General features: G+C 69.0%; 14 protein-coding genes. 10 read left to right on the top strand and 4 right to left on the bottom strand.

Annotation, left to right across the window (positions count from 1 at the left end):
* Nucleotides 1-40 precede the first annotated feature (40 nt).
* The 3 genes from ACFYXF_RS36400 to ACFYXF_RS36410 all read right to left on the bottom strand — a co-directional run bounded on the left by ACFYXF_RS36400 (nucleotide 41) and on the right by ACFYXF_RS36410 (nucleotide 8664).
* The gene (locus ACFYXF_RS36400) at nucleotides 41-3730 is read right to left on the bottom strand and encodes a S8 family serine peptidase (RefSeq protein ID WP_389356224.1); all 3690 of its coding nucleotides are present in this window, start codon (nucleotides 3728-3730) and stop codon (nucleotides 41-43) included.
* A gap of 206 nt (nucleotides 3731-3936) precedes the next feature.
* On the bottom strand, nucleotides 3937-4938 hold the full coding sequence (locus ACFYXF_RS36405) for a response regulator transcription factor (protein ID WP_389356225.1): 1002 nt from the start codon (nucleotides 4936-4938) through the stop codon (nucleotides 3937-3939).
* A gap of 57 nt (nucleotides 4939-4995) precedes the next feature.
* Nucleotides 4996-8664, bottom strand: coding sequence for a S8 family serine peptidase (locus ACFYXF_RS36410; RefSeq protein WP_389356226.1), 3669 nt, complete (start codon nucleotides 8662-8664; stop codon nucleotides 4996-4998).
* A 234-nt stretch (nucleotides 8665-8898) separates the two neighbouring features.
* Between ACFYXF_RS36410 and ACFYXF_RS36415 the strand changes: the two genes are divergently transcribed.
* The 7 genes from ACFYXF_RS36415 (at nucleotide 8899) to ACFYXF_RS36445 (ending at nucleotide 17721) form a co-directional block, all read left to right on the top strand.
* On the top strand, nucleotides 8899-9624 hold the full coding sequence (locus tag ACFYXF_RS36415) for a response regulator transcription factor (RefSeq protein WP_389356227.1): 726 nt from the start codon (nucleotides 8899-8901) through the stop codon (nucleotides 9622-9624).
* A complete protein-coding gene (locus tag ACFYXF_RS36420) occupies nucleotides 9621-11129 on the top strand; it encodes a sensor histidine kinase (RefSeq protein ID WP_389356228.1) in 1509 nt (502 codons plus the stop codon). The genes ACFYXF_RS36415 and ACFYXF_RS36420 overlap by 4 nt, the downstream gene beginning before the upstream one ends.
* Nucleotides 11130-11206: 77 nt before the next feature.
* Nucleotides 11207-11950, top strand: coding sequence for a hyaluronoglucosaminidase (locus ACFYXF_RS36425; protein ID WP_389356229.1), 744 nt, complete (start codon nucleotides 11207-11209; stop codon nucleotides 11948-11950).
* A gap of 19 nt (nucleotides 11951-11969) precedes the next feature.
* A complete protein-coding gene (locus ACFYXF_RS36430) occupies nucleotides 11970-12119 on the top strand; it encodes a hypothetical protein (RefSeq protein WP_389356230.1) in 150 nt (49 codons plus the stop codon).
* A gap of 459 nt (nucleotides 12120-12578) precedes the next feature.
* On the top strand, nucleotides 12579-13673 hold the full coding sequence (locus tag ACFYXF_RS36435) for a lytic polysaccharide monooxygenase (RefSeq protein ID WP_389356231.1): 1095 nt from the start codon (nucleotides 12579-12581) through the stop codon (nucleotides 13671-13673).
* A gap of 352 nt (nucleotides 13674-14025) precedes the next feature.
* On the top strand, nucleotides 14026-17301 hold the full coding sequence (locus ACFYXF_RS36440; protein ID WP_389356232.1) for a GH92 family glycosyl hydrolase: 3276 nt from the start codon (nucleotides 14026-14028) through the stop codon (nucleotides 17299-17301).
* Nucleotides 17302-17313: 12 nt separating this feature from the next.
* Nucleotides 17314-17721: a hypothetical protein gene (locus ACFYXF_RS36445; protein ID WP_389356233.1), complete on the top strand. Its 408-nt coding sequence runs from the start codon at nucleotides 17314-17316 to the stop codon at nucleotides 17719-17721.
* Nucleotides 17722-17744: 23 nt separating this feature from the next.
* Here ACFYXF_RS36445 and ACFYXF_RS36450 read toward each other — a convergent pair whose 3' ends face one another.
* On the bottom strand, nucleotides 17745-21575 hold the full coding sequence (locus tag ACFYXF_RS36450) for a GH92 family glycosyl hydrolase (RefSeq protein WP_389356234.1): 3831 nt from the start codon (nucleotides 21573-21575) through the stop codon (nucleotides 17745-17747).
* 454 nt (nucleotides 21576-22029) lie between these two features.
* On the opposite strand from ACFYXF_RS36450, the gene ngcE reads away from it, so the two are divergent.
* From ngcE to ACFYXF_RS36465, 3 genes are read left to right on the top strand one after another with little or no spacing between them, the layout of a single operon-like run.
* On the top strand, nucleotides 22030-23496 hold the full coding sequence (ngcE, locus tag ACFYXF_RS36455; protein ID WP_389356235.1) for an N-acetylglucosamine/diacetylchitobiose ABC transporter substrate-binding protein: 1467 nt from the start codon (nucleotides 22030-22032) through the stop codon (nucleotides 23494-23496).
* Nucleotides 23497-23556: 60 nt separating this feature from the next.
* Nucleotides 23557-24483: a carbohydrate ABC transporter permease gene (locus ACFYXF_RS36460; protein WP_389356236.1), complete on the top strand. Its 927-nt coding sequence runs from the start codon at nucleotides 23557-23559 to the stop codon at nucleotides 24481-24483.
* Nucleotides 24484-24488: 5 nt separating this feature from the next.
* Nucleotides 24489-25415: a carbohydrate ABC transporter permease gene (locus tag ACFYXF_RS36465; protein WP_389356237.1), complete on the top strand. Its 927-nt coding sequence runs from the start codon at nucleotides 24489-24491 to the stop codon at nucleotides 25413-25415.
* The last annotated feature ends 103 nt before the right edge of the window (nucleotides 25416-25518 follow it).

Below are 25518 nucleotides of genomic sequence, written 5' to 3' on the forward strand. Positions count from 1 at the left end.
GCGCTCCCGTGGGGAGCGCGGCCCGACCGTCGCAGACGTCCTACTTCAGGCCGAACGCCCGCAGCACTGTCTGGTCGATCTGGTTGCCGTCCTTGTCGGTGGCCCGCACCCGCAGCGACACCGACTCGGCGTCCTTCGCGGCCTTGAAGCCCGCCTTGCCGTTCTTGACCTTCACTTCCTTCCAGGAGGTGCCGTCGTCAAAGGAGACCCAGGCCTTCAGGCTCTTCGCCTTCACACTCCCCAGCTGGTCGGAGACCGGCAGCGCGACCTCCAATTGCCGTTTGTGGTCGGCCTGGTTGAGGAGGTCGAGGCCCTTCGGGGTGATGCCGACCGTGAGCACCGGCAGCGCGGTCGAGGCGTCGGTGTGCGCCGAGGCGAACGTCCACTCGGTGTGTGTGCTCGTGGAGTACTTGGCCCACTCCGCCCGCCGCTGCACATCCAGCTCGAAGCGGTAGGAGGCCTTGTCCGCCGGGACGTCGAAGATGCCGTACCCGCCGAACGTCGAGTCGCCGACCAACTGCCCGTCCGCGTAGAGCTTGCCCTTCGCGGTGCTGTCGGTGCCGTTGATGTACCCGTAGTGGCCAGGCGTGGAGTCGGTCAACTCCGCCACCGACATGGTGAGTTTGTCGCCGGTGCGCTCTGAGAGGCCGTACTCCTCACTGGTTCCCGGGCGGATGACCTGCTGCAGCCAGTTCTCCGTGGTCTTCTCCGTGCCCGCCTCGGTGAAGGTCCGCAGCGGGCTCCACTGGCCCCTGAACGTGTTCCAGTTGGGGTAGACCGTGTGCCAGGTACGGGTGTCGGGGTCGACGTAGTAGTACTCGTCACGTTCCGTGCCCAGCTGCGTGTAGACGCTGCTCTCGATGCCGAAGAGCTGCCAGGGGCGGAAGGTGTACAGCGCGTCCGCGCCGATCTCGCCGGCCGTCGCCCCGTAGTAACGGGCGTGCCGCTTCACGGTGTTGGACTTGTCCAGGGTGTACGTCTGATTGGCGGAGATGGAACCGCTCTGCGCGACGAGCACGTTGTAGACGTACGGACTGACCGGTGTGCCGCCCAGCTTGAGCGTGACCTTCTTGCCGGTCTTCAGCAGGGAGGTGAGCTTGGCGCCCTCCTCGCCGGTGGCGATCATCAGCGGGACGGTGGTCGCGCGGTCCACGGCCTCGATCCAGAAACCGGGCTTGTCGCGGTACACGATGAGGTAACCGGCGCCCGCCTTGGTCGCGTTGTCCAGGGCGCTCTGTGCGCGGTCCGCGGCGCCGACCTTGACCACCGCCACCTTGCCCTTGACGTCGAGCCCCGCGAAGTCGGCCTCGGTACCGCCGCCCGCGTCCACCGCCCGGACCTTGTGCTCACCGCTGATCTTCAACGGGAAGTCGTTGTACGTCTGCGAGTAGTAGAGCGAGGACAGCTCGGTCTTCTCTGGGCTGGTGACGCTCGCCGTCAACTCCTTCTCGTACAGCCGGAACTTGGCGGAGAACTCCAGGCTTCCGATGGTGACCTGCGGGGTCGGCGACACATAGACGTGGTCGGTCCAGAAGCCCTGGCTGTAGGTGAGCCCCCAGGCATTGCCCGGCCCCTCGCGATGCACATTGGTGCTGAAGCCGTTGAACTCGGAGTTCTGCTTGGTCTTCGGCTTGATCTCCACCGCCTTGCGGGCGTCGAGCACGACCTTCGTGTCCCCGTCCACCTTGATCTCGGGGCTGGAGACGACCGAGGTGCCGACGGCAGTTCCGCCCGCGTCACGGTCCGGGATCCAGGTCGAGATGGCGTAGGTGCCGGCCGGGACCTGCCAGGTCCAGCCGGTGCCGAGGAAACCGTACTCGTCCGGGTAGGCGCCGCTGAGCTCCATGAGCGTGTAGATCGAACCCCCGGTGGGCGCCTTGCCGTCGCGGGCCAGGAGGGAGACGTCGAGGTCGTAGGTCTTCGGCGCCTTCTCGAAGCCGACGGCCGTGGTGACCTTGATGCCGTCGGCGGTCGCCGTGATGTGGCCCGTGTACCGGCCCTGTGCCTGCGCCGCCGGGTCGACCGTGACCGGGACCGTGGCGGTGCCCTTGGCGGGGACGGTGACCGTACCGGCGCCCGGGGCGGCTGCGGCGAGGGTGGACGAGATCGTCAACTCCACCGCCTTGTCCGTGGTGTTGGTGTACGTGATGTCCTTGCCGACGACCCCGGTGTCACCGTCCTCGAACAGGCCGAAGCTCAGCGCCGAGGTCGCGAACACGCCCTGCCCGACCGCCCGTACGGCGTCGACCCGGCCGTCGCCCTGCTCGAACACGGAGTTGACGTCGTTCGTCTTCGCCGTGCTGGCCAGGGACTGCTTGATCTGCTCGCCCGTCCAGTCCGGATGGGCCTGCGCGACCAGCGCCGCCGCACCCGCGACATGCGGGGTCGCCATCGAAGTGCCGTTCGCCGACGTGTAGTTGGCGTCGACCGGCGTACCCATGGTGGTGCCCGCCGCACGGGCCGCCACGATGCCGACACCCGGCGCGGTGATCTCCGGCTTGACCGCGAAGTCGCCGAGGCGTGGGCCACGGCTGGAGAACGAGGCCAGCTTGTCGGACTTGTCGACCGCGCCGACCGTCAGCGCCGAGTCGGCGATGCCCGGGGTGCCGACCGACTGCTCGTAGGGGCCCGCGTTGCCCGACGCGACCACGAAGAGGGCGCCGGTGGAGGCGGACAGCTCGTCGACGGTCTCACTGAGCACGTCGGACGCGCCGGTCGCCGTACCGCCCAGCGACATGGAGACGATCTTCGCACCGGAGTGCGCCGCCCACTCCATGCCCGCGATGATCCAGGAGGACTGGCCGCGGCCGTCGTTGCCGAGCACCTTGCCGACCAGCAGTTCCGCGCCCGGGGCGACGCCCTTGAGCCTGCCGTCCGAGGCCGCGCCCGAACCGACGATCGTGGACGCCACATGGGTGCCGTGGCCGTGGCCGTCCTGCACCGCCTGGTCCGGCACGAAGCTCGTCGACTCCGCGATCTTCCCCGCGAGGTCCGGGTGCCCGGTGTCCACACCCGTGTCCAGGACGGCGACCTTGACGCCCTTCCCGTCGTAGCCCGCCTGCCACACCTCGGGTGCGCCGATCTGCGGGACGCTCACATCGAGGGACGCCTTCACCTGGGCGTCCAGCCAGAGCTTGTCGATGCCCTCGCCGAGCTGCTTCGCGGCCTTCGCGGTGGGCTCGGTGCCGAGGGCCGGGGCGATGTCCGTCCAGAAGGCGCTGGACTTCTTCGCGCTGAGCGCGGCGCCGTCGATCCCGGGCAGCGCGAGCGTCCGGCGCGCGCCCTCGGGGGTCGCGCTGCCCTTGCTGTACGTCGCTATGACGGGGGTGGCGCCGGTCTTCGCGTCCGAGTAGCCCTGCTTGACGAGCTGGGTGACGTTGAACAGGGCCGGGTCGATGCGGCCCGCCTGGATCAGCGGGATCGCGTCCGTCGGCAGGACGCTGACCTCGCCGTTCTTCTCGCTGGACAGGAAGGTGGCGGCCTCGCGGCCCTGGCCGCGCCGGACGTCGACGGCGTTCTTGCCGTCCGCTCCCGTGGTGACGGAAACCGTGTCGCCGGTGATGAGGGTGACGGTCTGCGTGCTCGTGGCGCCCGATCGGGTGAGGTCCGGTGTGCTTGTGGCACGGGACGTGGGGACCGGGGACCGGGGACCGGCCGTCGCGGGGACGATGGCCCCCGCGAGCAGTCCGGCCGCTCCTGCCACGGCCCAGAGGGCGTGGAGTCTTCGCATGTGTGGACTTCCTCCCCTGAACTCTGGAAAGACTTCCGGCCTTGTAGGCGGAAGCCATGGATCAGAGTGGGCGTTGTGCGGAACGCGCCTCAAGGGATTCCTGTGGCCGGGGAGTGCCAATGCACCCTTCGGCCACGGCAGTCGACGGAGCGAGGGCCCCGCTCCCGGCCGGAGCGCGGCCCTTCGCCTCATAGGAGCCGCAGCGGCTACACCCAGCCGCGTTGGGAAGCCCGCATCCCCAGCTGGAACCTGCTCGCCGCCCCCAGCCGCTCCTGCAGCTCGCTCACCCGCCGCCGCAGGGTCCGCAGACTCACCCCCAGATGGCGAGCCACCGCCTCGTCCTTCATTCCGGCCGCCAGCAGCCGGGTCAACGTCCTCTCGCTCTCGGAGAGTTCGCTGTCGTCCGTCGCCTGGCCCAGCGGAGTCGCCTGCTGCCAGGCCATCTCGAAGAGCTTCTGCAGGGCCTCGGTCACCGCCGAGTGCCAGATCACGACGGCGCAGTAGCCGCCGGCCACGGAGGCGGTCAGCGGCAGCAGCGCCCGGCATCCGTCGACCACCAGCAGCTTGAGCGGCACGGAAGGCAACACCCGGGCCTGCTCGCCGAGTTCGACCATCCTCAGGGCGCGGGACATGACCTTCGGATCCTCCAGGCCGGTCGCCGCGTAGATCCCACGGGAGACGATCCCGCGGTCGAGCAGATCGGCCTGGAGATCCACCTGCGGACCGGCCGGGGCGAGATACGGCGGTGTGTCGAAAAGGCACACCTCGTGCTCCGCGCGCGCGTACATCTCCTCCAGGCGTGCCGCGATGGCGCCCTCGCCGGACGCCACCTCGACCAGCCGGGACGGCTCCTCGCGCAGCAGCCCCGCCTCGTACGCGGTCGCCATCTCCTCGGCGGTGGCGGACAGCAGTTCGGACTCCGTCTCGCGCCGCCGGATCAGCGCGCGGATCGCCACCCGGGGGTCGACCGCCCGTAATCCGCCCATGGAGTCCGGTGGTTGCAGCAGACCGAGCGTGAGAAGCCGGTTGCAGGCCTCGCGGACCCGGGCCGGGGAGGCACCGGTCAGCAGCGCCCAGCCGGCCGCGCCGGCGTCGGGCTGGTTGAGGATGGCCTGATACAACAGCTCGTCGAACGCGGAGACCCCCACCGCGGCCCAGGGGCTCGCGGCAGGGGTCTCCCTTGCCGTGTCGTATGCCGTGTTCACCATGGCTCGGCACGGTAGACGATCTTTGTTAAGGATTTTCGCAATGTTTGACGGAGGTCGCTACTTCAGGCCGAACGCCCGTACGACTGTCTGGTCGACCGTGTTGCCGTCCCGGTCGGCGGCCCGTACGCGCAGCGACACGAACCCGGCGCCCTTCTTCGGGTGCTTGAGCTCCGCCTTGCCGTTCTTGACCTTCACTTCCTTCCAGGAGGTGCCGTCGTCGTACGAGACCCAGGCCTTCAGGGAACCGGCGGTGACGCCGCCCGACTGGTTCCGGACGGAGAGGCCGAGCTTCGACGTGTGCCCGGCCTCAGCACGGTTGAGGAGGTCGATCCCGGCCACGTCGTAGTCGACCGAGAGCACCCCGAGCGCCGTCTGCTGGTCCGTGTGCGCCGAGGCGAAGGACCACTCGGTGTGGGTGCCGGTGGAGTACGACGCCCAGTCGGCCGTGCGCTGTGCGTCGACCACGAGGCGGTACGAGGACTTCGCCGCCGGGACGGTGAAGGTGCCGTAGCCGCCGAGCGCGGTGTCGCCGACCAACTGCCCGTCCGCGTACAGCTTGCCCTTCGCGGTGTCCAGGACGTTGTCCACCGATCCGTAGTGGCCCGGTGCGGAATCGCTCAACTCCGGGATCCGGAAGGAGAGTTTGTCACCGGTGCGCTGGGAGAGGCCGTACTGCTGAGCGGTCGCCGGGCGGACGACCTGGCCCAGCCAGTCCTCGGCGGGCTGCTTGCCCGCCTTGTCGAAGGTCCGCACGAGACCCCACTGAGGCTGGGTCGCCTTCCAGTTGGCATAGACGGCGTGCCAGATCCGGGTGTCGGAGACGTTGTAGTACTCGGTGCGCTCCGTGCCGAGCTGCACGTTGGTGCTGGTCGCGATGTCGGCCCCCTGCCAGGGGCGGAACCGGTACACGGCGTCCTTGCCGACATCACCGGCCCGGGCCCCGTGGTAGCGAACCGTCTGCTTCACCGTGTTGGAGCTGTTCAGGTTGTACGTCTGGTTGGCCGAGACGGCCCCCACCTGCGGGAACATCACGTTGTACACGTACGGACTGACCGGAGTGCCCTTCAGCTTCAGCTTGACCTTCTTCCCGCTCTTCAGCAGGGCGCCGAGCTTCGCGCCGTCCTCGCCGGTGGCGAGCATCAGCGGGATGGTCATGCTCTGCACGGAGCCGAGCCAGTACCCGGGCGTCTCCTGGTAGGCGAGGACGTAACCGGCCCCGGCCGCCGTCGCGTTGGTCAGTGCCTCGTCCGCCCTCTTGCCGGCGCCCACGTGGACGACCGCCACCTTGCCCTTGACGTCGAGTCCTTCGAAGTCGGCCGCGGTTCCGGCGCCCGCGTCCACCGCCCGCACCGTGTGATCACCGCTGACCTTCACGGGGAGGCCGCTGTACGTCTGCGCGTAGTCGAGGGGCAGCGCGTACTTCTCCGGGCCGGTGACGCTCGCCGTCAGCTCCTTGGCGTACAGCCGGAACTTCGAGGAGAACTCGAACACGCCCTGGGTGACCTTCTCGGTGGGCGCCACATAGACGTGATCGGTCCACCAGCCCTGGCTGTAGGTCACCCCCAGGCCAGTGCCCGGGCCTTCCCGGTGCCAGTTGGTGGTGAAGCCCCGGAACTCGGAGTCCTCCTTGGTCTTCGGCTTGATCTCGACCGCCTTGCGGGCGTCGAGGACGACCTCGGTGTCCTTGTCGACCATGATCTCCGGATCACCGACGATCGAGGTGTCGACCTCCAGTCCGGCCGCGTCCCGCGTGGAGATCCAGGACGCCATGGAATACGTACCGGCCGGCACCTTGAAGGTGTAGCCCTTGCCGATGAACCCGTAGGTGTCCGCGTACGCGCCGTTCAGCTCCTGCAGCATGAAGAGCGACGCGGACGTGGACGGCTCGCCGTCGCGGCCCAGCAGCGACACCTTCAGGTCGTAGGTCTTCGGCAGCTTCTCGAAGCCGACGGCGGTGGTGACGAGGACACCGTCGGCGCTCGCGGTGATGTGGCCCGTGTACCGGCCCGTCGCCTCCTTGGCCGGGTCGACCGTGACCGCGACGGTGGCTGTGCCCTTCGCCGGGACGGTGACCGCGTCCGCGTTCAGTGCGGCGTCGAGAAGTGACGAGGACACCTTCAACTCCACCGCTTTGTCCGTGGTGTTGGTGTACGTGATGTCCTTGGTGGCGACCTCGCTGTCGGCCTCCTCGTACTTGCCGAAGCTCAGTGCCGGGGTCGCGAAGACGCCCTGATTCACCGCCCGTACGGCGTCGACGCGGCCGTCGCCCTGCTGGAAGACGTCGGCGTCCGGCATGGTCTTCGCCGTGGTCGCCAGCGCCTGCTTGATCTGCTGGCCCGTCCAGTCGGGGTGGGCCTGGGCGACCAGCGCCGCGGCGCCCGCGACATGCGGGGTCGCCATCGACGTACCGCTCGCCGTCGAGTAGTAGTCGTCGACCGGCGTACTGCCGGCCATGGTGGTGCCGGCGGCGCGGGCCGCGGTGATGGCCACACCCGGCGCGGTGATCTCCGGCTTGACCGCGGAGTCGCCGAGGCGCGGACCGCGGCTGGAGAACGAGGCCAGCTTGTCGGACTTGTCGACGGCACCGACCGTCAGCGCCGAGTCGGCGATGCCCGGGGTGCCGACCGTCTGCTCGGCCGGACCGGAGTTGCCCGCCGCGATCACGAAGAGGGTGCCGGTGGAGGCGGACAGCTCGTCGACGGTCTCGCTCAGGATGTCGGAGGGGCCGGTCGCCGTACCGCCCAACGACATGGAGACGATCTTCGCCCCGGAGTGGGCCGCCCAGTCCATGCCCGCGATGATCCACGAGTCCTGGCCGTGGCCGGTGTTGTCGAGCACCTTGCCGACGAACAGATCGGCGCCCGGCGCGACGCCCTTGCGCTTGCCGTCCGAGGCCGCGCCGGAGCCGACGATCGTGGACGCCACATGGGTGCCGTGGCCGTGACCGTCCTGCACCGCCTCGCCCGGCACGAAGCTCTGCGTCTCGGCGAGCTTCCCCGCCAGATCCGGGTGCCCGGTGTCCACGCCCGTGTCCAGGACCGCGACGTCGACGCCCGTGCCGTCGTAGCCCGCCTGCCACACCTCGGGTGCGCCGATCTGCGGGACGCTGACGTCGAGGGACGCCTGCACCTTGCCGTCGAGCCAGAGCTTGTCGATGCCCTCGCCGAGCTGCTTCGCGGCCTTCGCGGTGGGCTCGGTGCCGAGTGCGGGAGCGATGTCGGCCCAGAACGAGGTCGACTTCTTCGCGCTCAGCGCGGCCCCGTCGATCGCGGGCAGTGCGAGCGTCCGGCGTGCGCCCTCGGGGGTCACGCTGCCGCTCTTGTACGTCGCGATCACCGGCGTGGTGCCGGTCTTCGAGTCCGCGTACCCCTGCTTCACCAGCTGGGTGACGTTGAACAGGGCCGGGTCGAGACGGCCCGCCTGCACCAGCGGGATCGCGTCCGCCGGCAGGACACTGACCTCGCCGTCGCGCTCGGTGGACAGGAAGGTGGCCGCCTCACGGCCCTCGCCGCGCTCGACCTCGACGGCGGATCTGCCGTCGGACCCGGTGGTGACGGAAACCGTGTCGCCGGTGATGAGGGTGACGGTCTGGGTGTCGGTGTGTGGTGTCTGCGTGCTGCCCGGTTGGATGGTCGGGGACACGGGACCTGCCGCCGCGGGCGTGACCGCCCCGGCGAGCAGCCCGGCCGCTCCTGCCACGGCCCAAAGGGCGTGGAGTCTTCGCATGTGTGGACGTCCTCCCCTGAACGCTGAAACGCCTCCGCCCTCGTGGAGCGGAAGCCAGTGATCAGAGTGCGTGGAGCGCGCAAAGCGACTCAAGGGATTCCTGTGGCCGGGGAGTGCCAATGCCCCCTTCGGTCACGGCAGTTGACCGCATCCGATGCCACCGGGAGGGCGTCCCACGGCCGTCGCCCAGGTTGAACACAGGATTCCCCCAGGAAACCGGGACACGATCAGGACATGTCTGGCACTTCAGGGGTTCGCGGCGGTCATGTCCGTGTGCTGATCGTCGACGACGAACCGGCGCTCACGGAACTGCTGTGCGTTGCCGTCACCGAGGCGGGCTGGCGGCCCTACCCGGCCCTCGACGGCGAGAGCGCGCTGCGCATCGCCCGCTCCTCGGCCCCGCACGCCGTCGTCCTCGACGGCATGCTGCCCGACATCGACGGCCTCCAGGTGCTGCGCAGGCTCCGGTACGAGAGCCCGCGGCTGCCCGTCCTCATGCTCACCGCCCGCGACGCCCTCGAACACCGGCTCGACGGACTGGAGGCGGGCGCCGACGACTACGTCACCAAGCCGTTCTCCCTGGAGGAGGTCGTCCTGCGGCTGCGCGGACTGCTCCGGCGCTGCGGCGCCGAACAGACCCGCACCGACGACTCCGTACGCGTCCTCGGCGACCTCGTCGTCACCGAGGAGACCCGCGAGGTGCACCGCGACGGCACGCCCGTCCAGCTCACCGCCAAGGAGTTCGACCTGCTCAGCCTGCTGATGGGCCATCCGCGCCAGGTGCTCAGCAAGAGCCAGATCCTCGACCACGTCTGGACCAGCTGCTTCGACAGCGGCGACAACCTCGTCGAGGTCTACATCTCCAGCCTGCGCCGCAAGATCGACAAGGGGCGGGCCCCGATGATCCACACCGTGCGCGGACTCGGGTACGCGATCCGGGCGGGGGAGGACGGGAGATGACCGTACGACTGCGCGGGCGCTCACTGCGGACCCGCCTGCTGTTCTTCATCGGCGTCACCCTGGCCGTCGTGTGCGCCGCCATGGCGGTCACCACCATCTTCGCCCAGCAGAGGTACCTGCTGGGCAGCCTCGACGACCGCGTCGCCAACGCCGTCGCGCGCAGCCAGGGCGGAGCGCGGCTCCACCCCGAGCTGGACTCCAACCTCGGCTTCCTCAACGAGAGCGGCCAGCCCGCCGGAACCCTGGCCGCCCGGCTCGACGCGGACGGCACCCTGCTCACCGCCCAGGTCGTCGCCCAGGACGCGGCGCCCCAGAACCTGACTCACGCCCAGCGGTCGGCACTTGCCGGAATCAGGCCCGACGGCAGGATGCACACCCGTACCGTGCCGGGCCTCGGCACCTACCGGATCACGGCGATCGGCGGCACCTCGGGCAACGGCGTCCGGGTGCTGACCGGGCTGCCGATGGACGACGTCCAGAACATGATCCGGGGCCTGGTCGTCGTCGAGGCCGTGGTGGCGGCGGTCGGACTGACGGTCGCGGGCTGCCTCTGCGCGGTCGTCATACGGCGTCAACTGCGACCCCTGGGCCGGGTCGCCGCCACCGCCGTCGAGGTCTCGCGGGCGCCGCTGGGCCGGGGCGCGGTCGTCGGTCTCACCCGGGTCCCGGAACGCGACACCGACCCGGGCAGCGAGGCGGGCCAGGTCGGCGCCGCCCTCAACCGGATGATCGACCACGTCGAATCGTCCCTCGCCGAGCGCCAGGCGGGCGAGGAACGCATGCGGCGCTTCCTGGCCGACGCCAGCCATGAACTCCGTACCCCGCTCGCCTCGATCGCCGGATACGCCGAACTCATGAACCGGGGCACGCAGCGGATCGAGCCCGCGATGGCCTGGCGGCGCGTGTCGGCGGAGTCGGCGCGGATGACCGGGCTGGTCGAGGACCTGCTGCTGCTCGCCCGGCTCGACGAGGGGCGGCCGTTGCAGTCGGCCGAGGTGGACCTCGCGGCGGTGGTCGCCGAGTCGGTGTGGGACGCGCGCGCCGCCGGCGAGAACCACAACTGGCAGCTGGCCCTGCTCCTCGACTCCCCGGCACTGGTCTCCGGCGACGAGGCCAGGCTGCACCAGGTGGTGGCCAACCTGCTCGCCAACGCACGCGTTCACACACCCCCCGGTACGACGGTGGTGGCCTCCGTCGAGGTCGTGGACGAGCGCTGCGTCGTCCGCGTACGCGACGACGGCCCCGGCATCCCGCCGCACCTGCTCCCGTCGGTCTTCGAACGCTTCACCCGCGCCGACGTGTCCCGCGCCCGTACGGGCCCCCATGACGGCGGTTCGGGCCTCGGCCTCGCCATCGTGACGGCCATCGTGTCCGCGCACGGCGGCAGCATCGGCGTCGAAAGCGTCCCCGGGCACACCGAGTTCACGATCGAACTGCCCACCGCGACACCGGCACCGCAGCCGACACCGACCCGCCCTGATCTCCGTACAACCATTCGGAGTTGATCGTTGTCGTGTCTCGGGGGACCCGCATGTCCCTCCGGTAGCAGCAGACACGACAGACGACGGATGGGGGAAGTCGCATGCCGGTGGCACGCAGACTGTTTCTGGGGAGCTTCACGGCGGGCGCGGTGACCGTCGCGACGGCAGCCGCGACAGGTACGGCCTCGGCGGCGGGGGAGAACGGCGCGACGACGACGTTCGACGGCCCGGTGGCGGCCGAGAGATTCAGTGCCGACACGACACTGGAGGCCGCGTTCCTCAAGACGACCTCGGAGACGAACCACGCGGCGACCGTCTACCAGGCCGGTACGGCGGGCAGCGGCGCCGCGCTGAACGTGGTCTCCGACAACCCGGGCACCTCGGCCATGTACCTCTCCGGCACCGAGACCGCCCGGGGCACCCTGAAGATCACCCATCGGGGGTACGCCGACGGCTCCGACGCCAACGCGGCGGCCCTGTCGATCGACCTCCGCACGGACGGCACCGCCGCCCAGGGCATCTACCTCACGTCGACGACCGGCGCGACCAAGGGCAACCTGATCGCCCTGCGCAACAACACGGGCCTGGACGACTTCATCGTCAAGGGCACCGGCCGCATCGGCATCGGCATCGACCGCGCGGCCACACCCCGCGCCCAGGTCCACATAGTCCAGCGCACCGACGCCCCCGCCGCCCTCCTCGTCGAGGGTTCGGTCCGCCTCGCGAACGCGCCGACGGTACCGACCTCGGTGGACAGCACGGGCGGCGGCGCCCTGTACGCATCGGGCGGCGCCCTCCTCTGGCGCGGCGCGAACGGCACGGTCACGACAATCGCCCCAGCCTGACGGACAGAAGGATCCAGCGGTGCAACTGACCCCCGAAGAACTGGTCTCCGAGTTCCACGACGCGGTGATGGAGCTGTATTTCGCGAGAAAACGGATCGTGTCCTTGGAGGCGGAGAACGCCGAGTTGAGGGCCCGGCTCGAAGTCTCCACAGAGGCCGCGGAGGGCTAGGAGGGCTAGGAGGGCTGGGAGGGCCGGCGAAGCCGCCCTCCCAGGGGCGCGGGGAACTGCGCGACCAGCCACGACGGCGCCGCACCCAACAGACAACCACCCAGCGGCACTTCCCCTTCAGCTTTCCCTCAGGTACTGCCCTCAGAGTCGTCTGGCAACGACGACGGAAGGGAGCTTCCTCGACAGCATCTCCTGACGTCACCGCACCACCGGTGACACAACTCCCGAACGGTTTTTCTGTCATCGCGCGGGCCGCATCCACCAGGGTGCGGCTCTCGTGCGTCAGCCGTTTACAACCACACCGCTCGGCGCTAGCTTCGAAGAAGAGTGGGGTGGGAGCGCTCCCACATCGAGCGGACCGGAACCCGCACAACCGGGAGTGGCTCCCGCCCCACCGCCCCGCACCCCCTTCGCCCCCCATGTATCGCACATCGCGCACGCCCTCCAGGAGATCATGACATGGCCATGACATCCACATCACCACCCCCACCCTCCCCCCGCTTACCCCTCCCCACCCGGGGCAGAGCCCTCCTCCTCGTCCTCCTCGCCCTGCTCACCGCGATCCCGGCCCTCGGCCTGGTCGTCACGGCGGGCGGTGACGCCGAGGCCCACGGCACCCCGATGAAACCCGGCAGCCGTACCTTCCTGTGCTGGCAGGACGCCCTCACCGACACCGGCGAGATCAAGGCGGTCAACCCGGCCTGCAAGACGGCCCAACAGGTCAGCGGCACCACGCCGTTCTACAACTGGTTCTCGGTACTCCGCTCGGACGGCGCCGGCCGCACCCGGGGCTTCGTCCCGGACGGCGAGCTGTGCAGCGGCGGCAACACCAACTTCACCGGGTTCAACACCCCCAGCGCCGACTGGCCGTTGACCCATCTCACCTCGGGTGCCACCGTCGACTTCTCGTACAACGCGTGGGCGGCGCACCCGGGTTGGTTCTACGTCTACATCACCAAGGACGGCTTCGACCCGACCCGGACGCTCACCTGGGACGCGATCGAGTCCCAGCCGTTCCTGAGCGTCGACCACCCGCCGCTCAACGGCACCCCGGGCAACGTCGAGGCCAACTACTCCTGGACCGGCCAACTTCCGGCGAACAAGTCGGGCCGCCACCTCATCTACATGGTGTGGCAGCGCTCCGACAGCGCGGAGACCTTCTACTCCTGCTCCGACGTCGTCTTCGACGGCGGCAACGGCGAGGTGACCGGCATCAAGGACCCGGGCAACCCGCCCACCGAGCCCCCGCCCGGCGCGTGCACCGCAAGCCGCCGTACGACGGGCAGTTGGAACGGCGGCTACCAGTCCGAGGTGACCGTCACCAACTCCGGCACCGTGCCGATGCTCGGCTGGATGGTCGACTGGACCCTCCCGGCCGGCCAGACGGTCGCCAGCCTCTGGAACGGCACCCCGACCTACAACGGCCAGGCGGTGATGGTCCACAACGCCAACTGGAACGGCTCGCTCAGTCCGGGCGCAAGCGCGACTTTCGGGTACGTCGTCCAGGGCTCCGGCGGTGATACGGCAACGACCTTGCCCTGCCGGGTCGGTTAGACCTGTCGGGCCTCGGCCTGCTCAGGGCGGACCCGGTGGTCGATACCCACCGGGTCCGCGAGCCGGGCCGGCACGGGGGATGAGGCCCGGGTGGAGCAGTTCTCGGAGTGGGGCCAAGTGCTGGAGACAACGTTGTCCAGCGGCCCAAACATCACTCTATCGCCCCAATGGACAACATCGTCAACCTGGTTGCCTCCCTGGCAGGGGCCTCAGGGTCCCCCGGAAGCATGACCGGCTCGCGTGTTGCCGCAGGGGCACACGCCTGCCCGTGGTACCGCTGGCGGACGTCACTGTCCCCGCGGCTTGTGCGACCTGTGGTGCGCGACCCGTCCGAAGAAGGAGGGTCCGCGTCATGCGTGTCCGCCCCACGTCCCTGCTGCTCGCCGCCGCTCTGGCGCTGGGCGCGCCCTCTCCGGCGGACGCATCCGCAATCCCCCTGGTCGAGGACCCCACCCCGTACGTCGATCCGCTGATCGGCACCAGGAACGGCGGCGATGTCTTCCCGGGCGCGGTCGTCCCGTTCGGCATGCTCTCCTGGAGCCCGGAGAACACCCGGGGCGACGCCACCCGCACGGCCGCCCCCGGCGGCTACCACTACGACGCCACCCGCATCCGGGGCTTCAGCCTCACCCATATGTCCGGCACGGGCTGCGCGGGCGGCAGCGGCGACATCCCGTTCTTCCCGTACGCCGGACAGGTCACCTCCTCCCCGGCGAGCGACACCCAGGACGCGGTGTACGCGGCCGACTTCAGCCACGCCGACGAGACGGCGGAGCCGGGCCGCTACCGGGTGGGCATGGCATCCGGGGTCACCGCCGACCTCACGGCGACCGCCCGCACAGGCTCCGCCCGCTTCACCTACCCACTCGACAAACCGGCCTCGATGCTGATCCGTACGGCCAACTCCGAGGTGGGCTCGACGGATTCGACGGTCACGATCGACCCCGCCGCCCGCACGGTCTCGGGCTCGGTCACCTCCGGCAACTTCTGCGGCCACCTCGACCCGGAGGGCCGACGCCCGTACTACACCCTCCACTTCACGGCCCGCTTCGACCGCGCCTTCAAGTCGACTGGCACCTGGCAGGACGACCGACTCAGCCCCGGTACGACGTCCACGTCCGGCGGCACAGGCGGCTTCACCGCTGACAACGGCCGCCCGGTGGCGGGCAAAGGGGCAGGCGGCTATGTGGAGTTCGAGCCCGGCACGGGCCCGGTGGGCGTCAAGGTCGGTATCTCGTACGTCAGCAGGGCAGGCGCCGAAGCGAACCTGGCTGCCGAGAACCCGCCGACCCGCTCCTTCACCTCGATCCGATCCGCAGCCCAACTGGCCTGGCGGGAAAGGCTGGCCGCGATCAGGACAGGCGGCGGCACGGAAGCGGAACGCACCACCTTCTACACCGCCCTCTACCACTCCCTCCTCCACCCGAACGTCATCAGCGACGCCGACCGCCGCTACCGGGGCGCCGACGGCAGGGTCCACCGGGTCCGCGCGAACCACGACCACCAGTACGGCACCTTCTCCGGCTGGGACGTCTACCGCTCCCAGGTCCAGCTGCTCACCCTCCTCGACCCCGACACCGGCTCGGACATCGCCCAGTCCCTGTACGAACTCGCCCGCCAGAACGGCGGGTTGTGGGACCGCTGGCTGCACGGCGCCAGCGGCACCCACGTCATGAACGGCGACCCGTCGCCAGCCGCCCTCGCCGGCATCCACGCCTTCGGCGGCACCCGCTTCGACCTGCGCGGCGCGCTGGACTCCCTGGTCCGGGCGGCGACGACACCGACACGACAAGACCTGTCCCCGGCGGGCAGACCGGTCCTGTCGGTCGGCCAACGCCCGTCCCTGGACAAGTACTTGGCCCACCACTACATGCCGTCGGTGTCCAACGCGTGGGGCGGTGCGGCGGAGACGCTGGAGATGTCGGGCGCGGACTTCGCGCTGTCCCAACTGGCGGACGCGGCAGGGCAGAAGGAGAGGGCGGCCGAGTTCATGAAACGCGCCCAGTGGTGGCAGAACAACTTCAACATCGCGGCCCACCGCAGCGGCGGCTACATCACCGACCGGAGGGCGGACGGCAGTTGGGCCCCCGGCTTCACCCCGGCCACCGGCAGAGGCTTCGTCGAGGGTACGGCGGCCCAGTACACCTGGATGGTCCCGCACAACCCGGCGGGCCTGTTCGCGGCGATGGGCGGCACCGCAGAGGCGATCGACCGCCTGGACACCTTCTTCCACCACGCCGACGGCACCTGGGCCCTCACCGGCAGCGGCGGCGAGAAGTCGGAGCTGGACAACGAACCCTCGGTCAACGTCCCCTACCTGTACGCCTACGCGGGCGCACCGCACAGAACGCAGGAGACGGTACGCGCGGCGATGACGAGCCTCTGGTCCACCCGCCCCGGCGGCATCCCCGGCAACGACGACCTGGGCGCGATGTCCTCCTGGTACGTCTTCGCGGCACTCGGCATGTACCCGCAGGTACCGTCCCGAGCCGAACTGGTCCTGGCATCACCCCTGTTCCCGAGGATCGAGATCAACCGCCCGTACGGCAACGACATCTCGATCCGCGCGGAGGGAGCGTCGGCGAACTCCCCGTACGTCCACTCCCTCACGGTCAACGGCCTTACGAGCAACCGCCCTTGGCTCCCGGCGACCTTCGTCCGACACGGCGGCACCCTGGACTACACCCTGGCTGCCACCCCGCACCCCACGTGGGGCACGGCTCCGTCGGACGCCCCGCCGTCCTTCCGGGCGGGCGAGCAGCCGTACCAGATCGGCGTAGGCCCGACCACGGTGACGGTCGCACCGGGAGGCAGTGCGGGGGTGGACATCCGCGCACTGTCCCTGATGGGAGCCGACGGCAAGGGCCCGGAGGTGCGCTTCGAAGTGCAGACGCCGCCGGGAGTAACGGCAACGCCCGCCTTCGGCAGGGTGGTTGACGGCACCCAGCGGATCACGCTCGCCGCACCGGCCACGACCGACCAGGGCTTCTACGAGGCGAGGATCAAGGTCACGTCGACGAACACGGCGTACGAGCAGCCGATCGCCCTCACGGTGGCGGCCCCCGGCTCCCTCCTCGCCGCCTACAACAACACGGGCACCTCCGACGACACCGGCGACCACACCGAGGCCGACTACGACGGCGCCGGCTGGAGCTACTCCCGCCAGGCCCTGGCAGCGGCGGGCCTGGCTCCGGGCACGCGAGGGAGCCTGCCGACAGGCCTGACCTTCACCTGGCCGAACTCTCCACCGGGCCGCCCGGACAACGCGTCGGCGACGGCCCAGACACTCCAACTCGCCACCCCGGCAACCCGGTTGTCGTTCCTCGGCAGCGCGGTCTTCGGCAACCAGCAGGCGAAGGCAACGATCACCTACACCGACGGCACCACCGACACGACCGACCTGGCCCTCACCGACTGGACCCTCGGCGGCGGCACGGGAACCGTCCAGTACGGCAACGAGGTCGTGGCCCGGACCCCGTACCGGAACATCTCGGGGGCGGGCCGGGACCCGGTCCCGACGTACGTCTTCGCGACGAGGCCGTTCACGGCTCCGGCCGGCCGGAGCATCGTGAGCGTACGTCTCCCGGCCAATGCGAACGTGCACGTTTTCACCCTCGCCGTTGGCTGACACCATCGAAGGATGGGGCGACGGCCGAACCTTCCCGAGGAGTTCAGGTCCGAGGCGCGCATCGCCTTCGCGTTCCTCGTCGAGACCGAGGGCTTCGCCGAGCCGGAGGAGCACGACCTCCGGTGGGGGTTCTACGGCTCTGAGCTGACGTACCACCGCGCGGGCCTGGAAGTATGCATCAGTTTCTATGGCGGACGCGAGTCCGAGGTGTGCACGAGTCTGATCCCGATCGCGCCGGACGGTACCCGAGGGCGGCATGCGTCGCTGGACGACCTCTACACGGCCGTCGGCTGCGGCCCACCCCAGGACGTCCCCGGTACGGTCCACAACAGGCGCTCCATGCTCAAGCGCGTCCATCAACACGCCGAAGCCCTAAGCCGGTTGCTGCCCCGCCTCCCCGCCCGCTTCCCCGACCCCTGATCGGAGAAGCGGGCGGGGAGCACTCAGCCCAGCAACTCCACCTCCGCCAACGTCGACTCCCCGTCGAACACCAGCCGATAGCGCGTGTACGACCCCGCCGACGCCACCGAGAACGCCCGAGTCTGCCGGTCCCACCGGAACGACTCACCCGAACGCCGGTCCAGCGTCCGCCAGTTGGTGCCGTCCGGCGAGCCCTGCAACACCCAGCCCGTCGGGGCCTCGGCCCGGCCGGAGGACGTCAGCGTGTACTGGACGGCCTTCGTGCGACCGGCGAGCGGCAGGTCCACCGACGTCACCGTCGCGTTCGTCGCCGACGTGTTGTCGAACAACTCCCCGTTCAACGCGCCCTCACCCACCACCACATCCGCCCGCGGCGTCGGCACCTTGTCGTCCTTGGTGATCGACACCGGCGCCGCGCTCCTGGACGTTCCCCACGTCGAGGGCTTGGCGCCCATGTCGAACTCCAGGGTTCCGCCCCGGGAGACGATCGAGTGGGGGAGTGAAGTCGACGTCCAGGACTTGCCGTTGACCTTCAAGCCCTGTACGTACACGTTCCGCGTGCTGTTCTTCGGAGCCTTGATCACCAGGTCCCGGCCGTTCTCCAGATGGACCGTCGCCTTCGTGAACAGCGGGGAGCCGATGGCGTATTCGCCGCTGCCCATGACCAACGGGTAGAAGCCGAGCGCCGAGAACAGGTACCAGGCCGACTGCTCGCCGTTGTCCTCGTCGCCGTGGTAGCCCTGCCCGATCTCACTGCCCGTGTAGAGCCGGGAGAGGACCTCGCGGACGTTCTTCTGTGTCTTCCAGGGCTGGCCCGCCGCGTCGTACATGTAGTTCACGTGGTGGGCCACCTGGTTGGAGTGGCCGTACATGCCCATCCGGACGTCCCGGGCCTCCGTCATCTCGTGGATGACCCCGCCGTACGAGCCCACGAACTCCGGTGACGCCGTCTCCGGGGTCCCGAAATACGCGTCGAGCTTGTCCGCGAGGCCCGCCCGGCCGCCGTACAGGTTGGCCAGGCCCCGGCTGTCCTGCGGGGCCGTGAAGGCGTAGCCCCAGCCGTTGGTCTCCGTGTAGTCGTGGCCCCAGACGCGCGGGTCGTACGCCGACGACTCCACCCGCCAGTCGCCCTGGGCGTTCCGGCCCTGGAAGAAGCCGGCCTTCGTGTCGAACAACCGCACATACTCCTGGGCCCGGTTGAGGAAGTACTCGGACTCCTCCTTGTACCGTCGCTGCCCCGTCTCGCGGTACAGCTGCTGCCCCATCCGCGCGATGCCGTAGTCGTTGAGGTAGCCCTCCAGCGCCCACGACAGGCCCTCGTGGGTGTCGGTGCTCGTGTAGCCGAGGAAGGGCGAGGTCGCCATGCCCTTGCGGCCGACGCCCGACGACGGGGGCACGACGGTCGCGTTCTTCACGGCCGCGTCGTACGCCGACTTCGCGTCGAAGCCCACGCCCTTCACATAGGCGTCCGCGAACGCCACGTCCGACGACGTGCCCGTCATCAGATCGGCGTACCCGGGGGAGGACCACCGCGAGGTCCAGCCGCCGTCCTTGTACTGCTGCACGAACCCGTCGACCATCTCACCCGCTTGACGGGGCGTCAGGAGCGAGTAGGCGGGCCAGGTCGTCCGATACGTGTCCCAGAAGCCGTTGTTGACGTACACCTTGCCGTCCACGATCTTCGCCCCGGTGTGCGTCGGGGTGTCGGGACCCGGCATCGGGGAGAACGGCGACGCGTACTGGAACTTCGAACCGACCTTCTCGAAACCGGAGTTGGGGTACAGGTAGAGCCGGTACAGGCTGGAGTACAGCGTCGTCAGCTGGTCCTGCGTCGCCCCCTCCACCACGACCTTTCCGAGCAGCGCGTCCCACTGCCGCTGCGCTCCGGCCTTCACCGCCTCGAAGGACGTGCCGTCCGGGATCTCCTGGCGCAGGTTGTCCTTGGCCTGGTCGACGCTGATGAGCGAGGTCGCGATGCGCAGGGTGACCGTCCGGTCCTCGCCCGCGTCGAAGCGCAGATGGCCCTTGACCCCGCTCGACGAGCCCTCCGTCACCGGCGCGTCGAACACCCCGTACACGAACAGCCGGGTCGCCCCCGTCGACAGCCCTGACTTCACGTCGGAGTAGCCGGTGAAGGTGCCGGTCGCCTTGTCGAGGGTCAGGCCCGCCTGGTCCGTCACGTTGTCGAACAGGACGCTCGCGTCGTCGCCCGGGTAGGTGAAGCGCAGGGCCGCCGCGTGGTCCGTCGGCGCGATCTCCGACTTCATTCCGTTCTCGAAGGTCACCCCGTAGTAGTAGGGCCGCGCGGTCTCGTTCTCGTGCCGGAAGGCCAGCGCCCGTGCCGTACGCCCGGTGTCCGGGGTGCCGGCGGCTGCCGACGGCATCACCTGGAAGGTCTGCCGGTCGCCCATCCAGGGGCTCGGCTCATGACTCGCGCTGAACGCCTGGATCGTCGGCAGGTTGTCGGCGTTGTTGGCCCGCGCGTAGTCGTACAGCCAGCTCAGCGAGCCCGCGTTGGTCACCGGCGTCCAGAAGTTGAAGCCGTGCGGCACGGCCGTCGCCGGGAAGTTGTTGCCCCGCGAGAAACCGCCGCTGGAGTTGGTGCCCCGGGTCGTCACCGCGTAGTCGGACAGGTGGTCCCGAGGCTGCTCGGGGGTGACAGTCCGCAGCGTCACGTCGTCGATCCAGCCACGGAACTTCGCGGGACCGGACGGCGAGTCGTACGCCACCAGCACCCGGTCTACGGTCTTCCCCCGCGCCACCGTCCCGATCCGCGAGGCCACATGGTTCCACTGGTTGACGTACAGCACCTTGGCCGCGCCCTGCCCACGGGGCGTCAGCGCGAAGCCGTGCTGGTCGACCGCCGAGAGTTCACTCAGAAGGGTGCCGTCCGTGAAGGCGAGGTCCACCGACACGTTCGTGGCGTCGTAGTCGAGATCGCCGTCCGCCATCGACGGGAAGACCCGGTACGACAGCTCGGTGTCCCGGCCGACGGCCACGTTCACGTCGAACACCTTGTTGTACGAGTACGCCCGCCCGTCCGCCAGATGCGTACCGGCGTACCGCAGCGCCCGTTTGCCCGTGAAACCGGCGCGCGCCTTCGCGGTCGGGGAGGCGACCGGGCCCTGGTCGACCAGCGACAGCATGTCCCGGGGCGCGGGTGCGTCGCCGCCGCCCGTCGAGAACTGGACATCGGCGAGCTGCGTGATGGTGCCGCCGTTGTTCCGTCCGATGTCGAGCCGGAAGTGCTGGTAGGTGGCGGGCTCGGCAAGGTCGTACGACTTCGTCCGGAACCGCTCGGCGAACGATTCGCCCGAGCGGCTGTCGAGGGTCTGCCAGCCCGTCGTCCCGTCCGTCGAGCCCTGGAGCGTCCAGTCCGCGGGATCGCGCTCGTCGTGGTCGTTGGCCGAGGTCAGCGCGTAGGTGACGAGCCTGACCGGCGCGTCCAGGTCGAACTCCACCCAGCCGGTCGGCGCGAACGTCAGCCACTTCGTGCCCGGCTCGCCGTCGACGAGGTTCTCCTTCACCTCGCCCCCGGACGTGTTCTCGCTGCTCGCCCGTACATCCGTCACCCGGTCGGTGACACCGCCCGGGATTCCGCTGCTGTAGCCGCCGTCGACACCGGAGGCACGCTTCGTGCCGTCCGGGGCGGTGTCGACGGTGTTCAGCCAGTCGGGCGCCGGTTCACCCGCCTCGAACGAGGAGGTGAACTCCCCGTCGGCGGCCGGTGCGGCGGACGTCAGCGCGGTTGCCGCGCCCTGACCGCCGATCACCAGTGCGAACACCGCCGTGATGGCCGAAATTGATCTGAACTCCCATCCGTACCGAGCCCTGTGCCGAACTCCATACCGCATGCGAGAGCACCCTCCCTGCCACCTGGACAACGTTGTCACCTTGGCTGCGCAGGAACCAGTAGGGAGTCAAGTGACCAGTGGTGTCAAGGGCGTTGGGTGCGGCATTCGGGCCCAATATCGCGAATTTCCCGCTCAAAGGGATGTGTGCGGTCCACATATTTCCGCGAGGTCTCAACTCGGAAAAGACCCGCGGCCAACCCTGCATTCGATCTTGCCCCTTTGACGGGAAGTGGACTATACCTGTCGGCGTCTGCCACTGTTCGACCGGTCGGCGACGGCACGGGGAGAGCCGGAAGGGTGGTTTGACGTGCTGAACGCGCGGCCCGCCGGGTATTCCCTCAGATCAGGGCACATCACGCACTAAGTACTTCCTGCACGACCCAGTACGACCCGACCGCGGTGCCGGGAGGATCCGGTTCACCGCCTGAGTCCTGGAGAAGGCGAGGACTTGAGCATGGGATCCACCTCCGGCGAGAGCCGCACCACCGGTACCACCCCTGTGAACGGCGTGGGGCGCCGCGACCTGATCAAGCGTTCCGCGGCGCTCGGTCTGATCTCCGTCCCCACGATGAGCTTCCTGTCCGCGTGTGCGAGCAGCGGCGGAGACGACGAGGACAAGGCCGCCGCGGGCAAGAAGACCGCGAAGAACCCGCTGGCCGTCAACGACACGGCGCAGATGGAGTTCGTGCTGTTCGACGGAGGTTTCGGCAAGGAGTACGCCGAGGACGCGGTCAAGATCTACGAGACGAACTTCCCCAAGGCGAAGGTCAAGTTCTCCGCCACCCAGAAGATCCAGACCACGCTCCAGCCCCGCTTCAACCAGGGCACCCCGCCGGACCTGATCGACAACTCCGGCGCCGAGCAGATGGACATGGGCGTCCTGGCCGGCAAGAACCAGCTCGCCGACCTCACCCCGCTGCTGGACGCCCCGTCCTACGACGACCCGAACAAGAAGGTCCGCGACACCCTGCGGCCGGGCATCGTCGAGATGGGCCAGCTCGACGGCGACCCGGTCTGGATCATGTACTACGCCTACACGGTGTACGGCGTCTGGTACTCCCAGAAGGCCCTGGACTCGCTCGACGCCACCTACCCGGAGACGTGGGACGAGATGCTCGCCGTGTGCGAGAAGGCCAAGAGAAAGGGCATGGCCGGCTGGACCTACGCGGGCAAGTACCCGTACTACCTGCCCTTCTCGCTCTACCCGATGATCGGCAAGGTCGGCGGCGTCGAGGTCCTCGACGCGATCGACAACCTGGAGCCGAACGCCTGGAAGAACCCGGCTGTCAAGGCCTGTTTCGAGGCGTACTACGAGCTGTACAAGAAGGGGTACATCCTTCAGGGCACCCCTGGTCTCGACCACATCCAGTCGCAGACCGCGTGGGCCAAGGGCAAGGCGCTGTTCATCCCGAACGGCTCCTGGGTGGAGAACGAGTCGGCGAACGTCCTGCCGGCCGACTTCGACCTCGCCGTCTCCGCGCCGACCGGCATCGACAGCTCCGACAAGATGCCGTTCGGCACGATCTGGGCCTCCGGCGGCGAGCCGTTCATCGTCCCGGCCAAGGCGAAGAACACGGCGGGCGGCATGGAGCAGCTGCGCATCATGCTCAGCGAGGCGTCCTCCAAGAACTTCACCACCAAGGTCAAGTCGCTGACCGCGTACAACGGCGGCACCGACGGCATCACCCTCACCCCGGGCCTCAAGTCCGGTGTGGCGGCGCTGGAGAAGGCCGGCGACAACGTCGTCAACCCGCGTCTGCAGGACTGGTACGTACAGCTCCAGAAGGAGCAGATCGGGGTCTCGGGACTCGGCGAGATGATGGCCGGGCGGCTCACCCCGGCCGAGGCCATCAAGAAGATCCAGGACTACGCCGACGCGACCGCGAAGGACACGTCGATCAAGCACTACAAGCACCAGTGACCGGCACCCGATGATCTGTCACCGGCGGCGGCACCCGCGTACGGAACGGGGTCTGTGGTAATGCAGCACGGCAAGTACCGCTTCATCGTGGGATTCCTGGCGGTCCCTCTGGGGCTGTACGCACTATTCGTGGTCTGGCCGTTCATCCAGTCCATCTATTACTCGTTCACGGACTGGACCGGACTGAGCCCGGAATTCAAGATGGTCGGCTTCGACAACTACAAGAGGATGTTCGACGACGAGATCTTCTGGAAGTCGTTGCAGCACAGCCTCCTGTTCGCGTTGGTGCTGCCGCTGGTGACGATCAGTCTGGCGCTGTTCTTCGCCTTCATGATCAATGTGGGCGGGAAGCGGCGCCGCGGCGGACCGGTGATTTCCGGGGTCCGCGGTTCCTCGTTCTACAAAATCGTCTACTTCTTTCCGCAGGTCCTGTCGATCGCGATCGTCGCGCTGCTGTTCGCCTTCGCGTACAACCCGGAGAGCGGTGCGATCAACTCGCTGCTGCGCGGCATCGGGCTCGACAGCATCCAGCCGCTCTGGCTCGGCGACCCGGACCTCGCCCTGTGGTGCGTGATGGCGGTGCTGGTCTGGTCGACGGTCGGCTTCTTCGTGGTGCTGTTCTCCGCGGGCATGGCCTCCATCCCGGCGGACCTGTACGAGGCCGCGCTGCTCGACGGCGCGGGCCGGGCCACCACGTTCTTCCGGATCACCCTGCCGCTGCTGTGGGACACCGTGCAGTCCGGCTGGATCTACATGGGCATCCTCGCGCTGGGCGCCGAGTCGTTCGCGGTCGTGCAGATCATGACGACCGGACCCGGTGGCCCGGACTACTCGACGACCGTCATGGTCCTGTACGTGTACCAGAAGGCCTTCCGCGACGGTCAGGCCGCCTACGCAACCACCATCGGGGTCGCCCTGCTCGTCGTCACGCTGGCCTTCGCGGCCCTCGTGATGCGGCTGGGCCGGCGCGAGCGGCTGGAGTACTGACACCTATGAAGACGACCGAAAGCACACCGTCGGACACGGTCCCCCAGCAGGCCGGAGGGCCCGTGCGCAAGACGGACGCAGCAGCGAAGGGCGGCCGGGAGAAGCGTGAGGGCAGGGTCCTCAACGCCTTCTCGCACGGCATGCTCATTCTCTGGGCGTTCATGGTCGTGATGCCGCTCCTGTGGGCGGTGATGACGTCCTTCAAGGACGACAACGCCATCTTCAGCTCGCCCTGGTCCCTGCCGGACGAGCTGCATTTCGACAACTGGGCGCGGGCCTGGACCGACGCCAACATGAGCGACTACTTCCTCAACACCATCCTGGTGGTGGCCGGTTCGCTCATCGGCACCCTGGTGCTGGGCTCGATGGCCGCGTACGTCCTGGCGCGGTTCGAGTTCCCGGGCAACCGGTTCATCTACTTCCTGTTCATCGGCGGCATGAGTTTCCCGATCATGCTGGCCCTTGTCCCGCTGTTCTACGTCGTGGACAACATGGGGCTGCTGAACACGATCCACGGGCTGATCCTGGTCTACATCGCCTATTCGCTGCCGTTCACGGTCTTCTTCCTGACCGCGTTCTTCCGGACCCTGCCGACCTCGGTGGCGGAGGCGGCCTTCGTCGACGGCGCCTCGCACTCCCGGACCTTCTTCCAGATCATGCTGCCGATGGCCAAGCCCGGGCTGATCAGCGTGGGGATCTTCAACTTCCTCGGCCAGTGGAACCAGTACATGCTGCCGACGGTGCTCAACACCGACCCCGACAAGCGGGTCCTCACCCAGGGCCTGGTGCAGCTGGCCGCCAGTCAGGGCTACAAGGGCGACTGGTCGGGTCTCTTCGCCGGCCTGGTGATGGCGATGCTGCCGGTGCTGGCCGCGTACATCATCTTCCAGCGGCAGGTGGTGACGGGTCTGACGGCCGGCGCGCTGAAATAACCGGAACCTTTCGTTCGGACGCCGTACGCGCGCGTGCATACCGCAAACCGTGCACGCGCGCCGCTATGTGTACAAGACCCCGGATGCAGTTCAACCTCTTGAC

Origin of the sequence: Streptomyces sp. NPDC002680 (assembly GCF_042889145.1) — a bacterium.
In the GTDB taxonomy this organism is placed as follows: domain Bacteria; phylum Actinomycetota; class Actinomycetes; order Streptomycetales; family Streptomycetaceae; genus Streptomyces; species Streptomyces adonidis.

Bases quoted from the DNA above. Each gene is read 5' to 3' on its own strand.
- ACFYXF_RS36400 (WP_389356224.1), bottom strand. From the start codon at position 3,730: ATGCGAAGACTCCACGCCCTCTGGGCCGTGGCAGGAGCGGCCGGACTG.
- ACFYXF_RS36405 (WP_389356225.1), bottom strand. From the start codon at position 4,938: ATGGTGAACACGGCATACGACACGGCAAGGGAGACCCCTGCCGCGAGC.
- ACFYXF_RS36410 (WP_389356226.1), bottom strand. From the start codon at position 8,664: ATGCGAAGACTCCACGCCCTTTGGGCCGTGGCAGGAGCGGCCGGGCTG.
- ACFYXF_RS36415 (WP_389356227.1), top strand. From the start codon at position 8,899: ATGTCTGGCACTTCAGGGGTTCGCGGCGGTCATGTCCGTGTGCTGATC.
- ACFYXF_RS36420 (WP_389356228.1), top strand. From the start codon at position 9,621: ATGACCGTACGACTGCGCGGGCGCTCACTGCGGACCCGCCTGCTGTTC.
- ACFYXF_RS36425 (WP_389356229.1), top strand. From the start codon at position 11,207: ATGCCGGTGGCACGCAGACTGTTTCTGGGGAGCTTCACGGCGGGCGCG.
- ACFYXF_RS36435 (WP_389356231.1), top strand. From the start codon at position 12,579: ATGGCCATGACATCCACATCACCACCCCCACCCTCCCCCCGCTTACCC.
- ACFYXF_RS36440 (WP_389356232.1), top strand. From the start codon at position 14,026: ATGCGTGTCCGCCCCACGTCCCTGCTGCTCGCCGCCGCTCTGGCGCTG.
- ACFYXF_RS36445 (WP_389356233.1), top strand. From the start codon at position 17,314: ATGGGGCGACGGCCGAACCTTCCCGAGGAGTTCAGGTCCGAGGCGCGC.
- ACFYXF_RS36450 (WP_389356234.1), bottom strand. From the start codon at position 21,575: ATGCGGTATGGAGTTCGGCACAGGGCTCGGTACGGATGGGAGTTCAGA.
- ngcE (WP_389356235.1), top strand. From the start codon at position 22,030: ATGGGATCCACCTCCGGCGAGAGCCGCACCACCGGTACCACCCCTGTG.
- ACFYXF_RS36460 (WP_389356236.1), top strand. From the start codon at position 23,557: ATGCAGCACGGCAAGTACCGCTTCATCGTGGGATTCCTGGCGGTCCCT.
- ACFYXF_RS36465 (WP_389356237.1), top strand. From the start codon at position 24,489: ATGAAGACGACCGAAAGCACACCGTCGGACACGGTCCCCCAGCAGGCC.